7 protein-coding genes are annotated in these 6,181 nt (G+C 49.5%); 3 read left to right on the forward strand and 4 right to left on the reverse strand.

All coding sequences use genetic code 11. The features are described 5' to 3' along the window. The first annotated feature begins 3 nt into the window (after nucleotides 1–3). The 3 genes from relA (at nucleotide 4) to OA57_RS12700 (ending at nucleotide 2,910) form a co-directional block, all read left to right on the forward strand. Nucleotides 4–2,226, forward strand: coding sequence for a GTP diphosphokinase (gene relA, locus OA57_RS06845; RefSeq protein ID WP_034615329.1), 2,223 nt, complete (start codon nucleotides 4–6; stop codon nucleotides 2,224–2,226). Nucleotides 2,227–2,268: 42 nt separating this feature from the next. Further along, nucleotides 2,269–2,622 carry a diacylglycerol kinase gene (locus OA57_RS06850; RefSeq protein WP_034615332.1) on the forward strand — a complete coding sequence of 118 codons (354 nt, stop codon included), beginning with the start codon at nucleotides 2,269–2,271 and terminating at the stop codon, nucleotides 2,620–2,622. A 126-nt stretch (nucleotides 2,623–2,748) separates the two neighbouring features. Further along, nucleotides 2,749–2,910 (forward strand): hypothetical protein, encoded by a 162-nt coding sequence (locus OA57_RS12700; RefSeq protein WP_161788337.1) that lies wholly within the window; start codon nucleotides 2,749–2,751, stop codon nucleotides 2,908–2,910. 102 nt (nucleotides 2,911–3,012) lie between these two features. Here OA57_RS12700 and OA57_RS06855 read toward each other — a convergent pair whose 3' ends face one another. The 4 genes from OA57_RS06855 to ftsY form a co-directional block, all read right to left on the reverse strand. Next, entirely contained in the window at nucleotides 3,013–3,504 is a 492-nt protein-coding gene (locus tag OA57_RS06855) for a YbaK/prolyl-tRNA synthetase associated domain-containing protein (RefSeq protein WP_034615337.1), read from the reverse strand. 60 nt (nucleotides 3,505–3,564) lie between these two features. Beyond that, on the reverse strand, nucleotides 3,565–4,500 hold the full coding sequence (gene ftsX / locus OA57_RS06860; RefSeq protein ID WP_034615340.1) for a permease-like cell division protein FtsX: 936 nt from the start codon (nucleotides 4,498–4,500) through the stop codon (nucleotides 3,565–3,567). 11 nt (nucleotides 4,501–4,511) lie between these two features. Continuing rightward, nucleotides 4,512–5,171 (reverse strand): cell division ATP-binding protein FtsE, encoded by a 660-nt coding sequence (gene ftsE / locus OA57_RS06865; RefSeq protein WP_034615343.1) that lies wholly within the window; start codon nucleotides 5,169–5,171, stop codon nucleotides 4,512–4,514. A 15-nt stretch (nucleotides 5,172–5,186) separates the two neighbouring features. Further along, on the reverse strand, nucleotides 5,187–6,181 hold a 995-nt coding region (gene ftsY, locus OA57_RS06870), incomplete at its 5' end, for a signal recognition particle-docking protein FtsY (protein WP_084589886.1).

A 6,181-nucleotide genomic window follows, 5' to 3' on the forward strand; every position in this document is an offset into this window, starting at 1 on the left:
ATTATGGTTGCAATACGAGCCTCGCATTTGCTCACACCCGAGCAATTTGTGGTTGAAGATTGGAGCGAGCGCTTGCCGCTTGCCCCTGACGTTCGTCAAAAACTGGTGGCGACTTGGCACTATAATGACAGTAAATTGCAGGCTCTGGAGACGAAAGAGCGGCAATATCTGCTCTATTCCGCCAGCGAAATGGTGGAGGTTCTGAGCGCACTTAATATGGATCAAGACAGCCTGCTGAGCGCAATGCTGTTTCCGTTGGTTCGGCGCAGAATTCTCAGCTATGATCAAATCAAAGAGGATTTCGGCAACGATATCCGCAAGCTGGTGAAAGGGGTGGTCGATATGGACGGTATCCGCCAGCTGAGTGCCAGCCAATCGGGCAGCCATTTACAGGTGGATAACGTGCGCCGTATGTTGTTGGCGATGGTGGATGATTTCCGCTGTGTCGTCATCAAACTGGCGGAACGGGTGGCTTTTCTGCGTGAAGAAAACCAGTTTATTTCCGAACCGGAAAAAATTCTGGCGGCGCGTGAATGCAGCAATATTTATGCGCCGCTCGCCAATCGGCTCGGCATCGGGCAATTGAAATGGGAGCTGGAGGATTACTGCTTCCGCTATTTGGATCCCGATAATTACCGCAAAATCGCCAAACTGCTGCACGAAAAACGGCGCGATCGCGAGGCGTATATTCAGCATTTCGTTGCCGTTATCGAACGTGAGCTGCAAGCCGAACTGCCCGTCACGGCACAAGTTTACGGCAGGCCGAAACATATCTACAGTATCTGGAAAAAAATGCAGAAAAAAAATCTGCCGTTTGCTCAACTGTTTGATATTCGTGCGGTGCGGATTATTGTGGATAAACTGGAAGATTGCTATACCGCACTTGGCATTGTCCACAGCCATTTTAAACATCTGGCGAGCGAGTTTGACGATTATGTCGCCCACCCGAAACCGAACGGCTATCAATCGATTCACACCGTGGTGCTGGGCAAGGGCGAAAAAGCGATAGAAGTGCAGATCCGCACGCAGAAAATGCACGATGATGCCGAACTGGGCGTGGCGGCACACTGGAAATACAAAGAAGGCAGCACCGGCGGCCGTGCCGGTTATGAACAAAAAATTACTTGGTTGCGACAAGTGTTGGCATGGCAGCATGATGTCAGCCAATCGGGCGGCATGGTGGAAGAAACCCGCAGTAAAATTTTTGATGATCGAATTTATGTCTTCACCCCGCAGGGCGATATTGTCGATTTGCCGGTCGGTTCGACACCGCTGGACTTTGCCTACACCATTCACAGTGAAGTCGGACACCGCTGTATCGGCGCCAAAGTGGCGGATCGCATCGTGCCGTTCACTTATAAACTGCAAATGGGCGACAAGGTGGAAATCATCACCCAGAAAAACCCGAATCCGAGCCGCGACTGGCTGAATCCGCAGTCGGGCTTTGTTACCATCAATCGAGTGCGATCCAAAATTCAAGCTTGGTTCAAGCGGTTGGATCGTGAAAAAAATATTCCGCTCGGTAAAGAGCTGCTGGATGCGGAAATGGCAAAACTGGGGCTGAGCCATAAGCAGATCGAAGAATACGCCCTGCCGCGCTACAACCTGAAACAGCTGGACGACCTATATGCCGGTCTCGGCAACGGCGATATCCGTCTCAATCAGTTAAGCAACTACCTGCAAGGCAAGCTGCTGCGACCGACGGCGGAAGAGGTGGACGAGCATATTCTGCGCCAAGTGGAAAATAAACAGCCAAGTAAAGCGACGGCAACCAAAGGACAGATTGTGGTCGAGGGGGTAGGCAACTTGATGCACCACATCGCCCGTTGCTGTCAGCCGATTCCGGGCGATCCGATTCTGGGCTATATCACGCAAGGGCGGGGCATTTCAATTCACCGCGCCGATTGCGAACAAGTGCTGAATCTACAAGAAGCATGCCCCGAACGGGTTGTCGAAGCCGTGTGGGGAGAAAGCTACAATACCAAATTTAATCTGGTTCTGCGGATTGTCGCCAATGATCGCACCGGTCTGCTGCGTGATATTACCACCGTCCTCGCCAACGAAAAAGTCAGCGTGCAGCGGGTTTCGAGCAAAAGCGATGTAAAAAGTATGACCGCCACCATGGATATGGAAATCGAGTTGGGCAATGTGGATATGCTGGGGCGTATTCTTTCATCGTTGCTGCGAATCAATGATGTGATTGAAGCCAAACGATTGTCCAATTAAACCGCACGTTGCGCCGAATAATAAAAACAATTAAGGAAAATCATGCAAAAACATAAAGGTTTCACCCATATTATCAAAGCAACCGGGTATTCAATCAAAGGCTACAGGCAAGCCATAACGGAAACCGCCTTTCAGCACGAGCTGATGATGGCGGCGGTTCTGATTCCGCTTGCTTTTTTCCTCGGCGATAACGGCGTAGAATGGACTTTGATGATCGGCTCGGTTTTAATCGTATTACTGGTAGAACTGTTAAACAGTGCGATTGAAGCCGTGGTCGATCGAGTCGGCACGGAATATCACGAACTGTCGGGCAGAGCCAAAGATCTCGGTTCTGCCGCCGTGACTACCGCCCTGCTGATTATGACATTGATTTGGCTGTTGTTGATCGTTTTTTGATACTAAGGCTAACGATATGTTAGAAATGCGCTTCAGAAAAACACTCGCTTGTCGTGACTGGCGCAGAGGTTACTATCGGGCTTTATTTCTTTTCCAGAAGCGCCGAACAATATGCCCGACTATTTGATGAAATGGAGATTGCACCGGATTTCCTCATTCCTTCTGCTGTTTATCTATCAAGCGATTCAAGCGGGCGATTTCACACAGGCGCCGCTGATAACACTTTTTGAAAGCCGTAGTCATGAGAAGCTTAAACGTTGGTATAAACAAGACATTAAACCGTTTTGAAGGAACAATAAAAGAAAAAGCCGTGTTACCGCTGTTTTCCCACGATTTTGGCGATTATTATTCTCATCACTAGCCGGAGATAAATCGGTACCGGAGTATTGTTTAATCGACAGTTCGGATAAAACCGACTTGTTTAGGCTGCGTAATACGAAAATAATCTGCACTATTCAGAATAATCGATCGTTCTAACGTACCGGCATTAAAGGCTAATTCGGCGTAGCGTTCACCCAACATCGGATCGACTATCAAGACAAGTTGTTCATTAAAACTGAACGGCGGAATTGCACCAAACACGCAATCGGTCAATGTCGCCACTTCCGCCGGGCTGGACAGTGAGGCTTTATTTGCGCCGAAAGCCGCGGCGATTTTGCTTAAATCCGCCTGTTGATCCGCCGGTAAAATCGCCAGTACGTTTTGCTTGATGCCGTTACCTTTCAGCGTGCAAACCAGTGCTTTCGCGCCCTGTCCGATTTCCGTAGCGCGAATTTTTGCCACTTCTTCCGATTTGCCGGCGGCAGTGTGTTCGACCACCCGATAACGAGCCTGATGTTGCTTTAACAGGTCAAGAATTTTTTCAAACGTTTGTTGCGACATAAAATCCCTTTCCTCCGTTTTTGTTCGTCAAAGTGCGGTTCAGGCAAAATAAAAGGGCAATTATTGCCCTTCGTCCAACCGGTTGATATGTTTTTTGGCGGCTATCCAAGCGCCGCACCAGCCGGTGAAAGCCGCCAGCATAATGATAAACAGGATTTCAACCAAATTAATACCGTTCAGTTCATATTTCATTGCAAAAATATCGGCAACGTACTCAATCGCAGTCGAAAAATAAGCAATCGTGACCGCACTTAACAACGCCGCCAGCATACCGCCGATAATACCGTAAATCAGCCCGGTATACAGAAACGGGCGCAGAATAAAATGTTCGGTAGCGCCCAGCAGTTTGGTGACTTCGATATTGGCACGGCTGCTGTACACATCAGATCGGATGCTGTTGCCGATCACCAAAATCACAGCCAATAACATCAACAGGGTACAAACCACGGCAATACGACCGGCAAGCCAAGTCATCGCACCCAGTTTTTCCAGCCAGTCACTGTCTAACCGCACTTCGTCCACGCCTTTAACTTTAGCCAGCGCAAGACGTAAATCCGCCAGCTTCGCCGACTGTTGAACCTCTTCCTCCGGCGTGATCATCACCACCGCCGGCAACGGGTTGTCGTCTAGAAGCTCCAACTCCGTACCGAAACCTGACCAAGCACGAAATTCCTCCAAACTTTGCTGACGTGAAATATAACTGAGTGAAGCCACACCATTTTGCTGGCGCAGCTGTTCGACCACCAAGTTAGCGTCCGCTTCGGTCAGTGTTTTATCCAGATAAACCGAGATTTGAGATTCCGGATAAAATTCGGTCGCCGCTTGTTTAGTGTTTTTCCACAGTAAATAACTGATGGTCGGAATGGTCAACGACACCGCAATCACCAACACCGTCAGCAACGTGCCGACACGCTTTAACCATAAATCGGCGAATACCGATTGCAATACATATTGGGTCTGCATCCAAAAAGGCGCTTGTAAACGACGGGAATTCATACTGACGGCTCCTATTGAAATGCGCGCAAATGACCTTGTTCCAATACCAAGGTCGGCTTCGGTTTTTGTTGAATAATGGCGTGATCGTGCGTGGCGATTAATACGGTAACGCCGATTCGGTTAAACTCTTCAAACAAGCGAAAAATCTCTTGTGACAATGCTTTATCCAGATTACCGGTCGGTTCGTCCGCCAATAACAATTGCGGACGGTTCACCACCGCTCGGGCAATATCCACCCGTTGCTGTTCGCCGCCGGACAAATGCAGCGGCAGATGATTGGCGCGGTGCAGCAGCCCGACTTTGTCAAGTGCGGCAGAAGCACGGCGCTTGATTTCATTCGGGTGCATACCGCTGATAATCAGCGGCAACGATACGTTTTCCAATACCGAACGATCCGTCAGCAGCCGGTAATCCTGATGTACCATGCCGATTTGACGGCGCAGAAACGGAATCTGTTCCGGGCTGATTCGGGTAATGTCATGGCCGTTAAAAAACACACTGCCGCCATTGGCGCGCTCAATGCCCATAATCAATTTTAACAGCGTACTTTTGCCCGCACCGGAATGACCGGTGAGGTAGCTCATACTGCCGACCGGCAGATGGAAACTTAGCCCTTGCAACGCCTGTTTTCCGCCCAAATAAGCTTTGCTCACATTCACAAAACGAATCATATTTTCTCTCTTGCTTTATTCATGTTCCTGACTGAACAGCGCCTCAATAAACTGCTGTGCTTCAAACGGGCGCAGATCATCAATTTTTTCGCCGACACCAATGTAGCGAATCGGCAGCTGGAACTGATCGGCAATCGCAAAGATCACACCGCCCTTCGCCGTGCCGTCCAGTTTAGTCAAGCTGATCCCGGTCAAACCGACCGCCTCATTGAACAGTTTCGCCTGACTGACGGCATTTTGTCCGGTGCCTGCATCCAGCGTCAGCATAATTTCATGCGGCGCTTCAGGATCCAATTTTTGCATCACTCGCACGATTTTTTTCAATTCGTCCATCAGATTATTTTTATTCTGCAAACGCCCGGCGGTATCCGCCAGCAAAATATCGATATTTTTCGCTTTAGCGGATTCCATCGCATCATACAGCACGGAAGCGGAATCCGAGCCGCTACTTTGTGCCACCACCGGAATATTGTTGCGCTCGCCCCACACTTGCAACTGCTCCACTGCCGCCGCACGGAAAGTATCGCCAGCCGCCAGCATCACCGATTTGCCTTGCGACTGGAATTGGCGCGCCAGTTTGCCGATAGTCGTGGTTTTACCCACGCCGTTGACGCCGACCATCAGAATCACAAATGGTTTTTTATCGGTAATTTCCAACGGTTTCGCCACCGGTTCTAGGATAGCCGCCATTTCATCTTTCAGTTTTTGATACAATTGTTCCGCATCACGCAGCTCTTTTTTTGATGCGTGCCGGGTCAGGCTGTCAATGATTTTACTCGTGGTCGGCATACCGATATCGGCAATGAGTAACTGCTCTTCCAACTCTTCAAATAACTCATCGTCAATTTTTTTGCCGATGAACAGATTACGGAAACCGGCGCCCAGATTCTGTTTGGTTTTAACCAGCCCTTTCAACAAGCGGCTGAAAAATCCACCTTCACTCGGCTTTTCCTGTTCGGTTTGCTGCTTAGTTTGCTTTTCCGCCGCTTCCCGTTCCGCCTGCTGTTGTG

It is taken from the genome of Chelonobacter oris, assembly GCF_000772535.1.
Lineage (GTDB): Bacteria > Pseudomonadota > Gammaproteobacteria > Enterobacterales > Pasteurellaceae > Chelonobacter > Chelonobacter oris.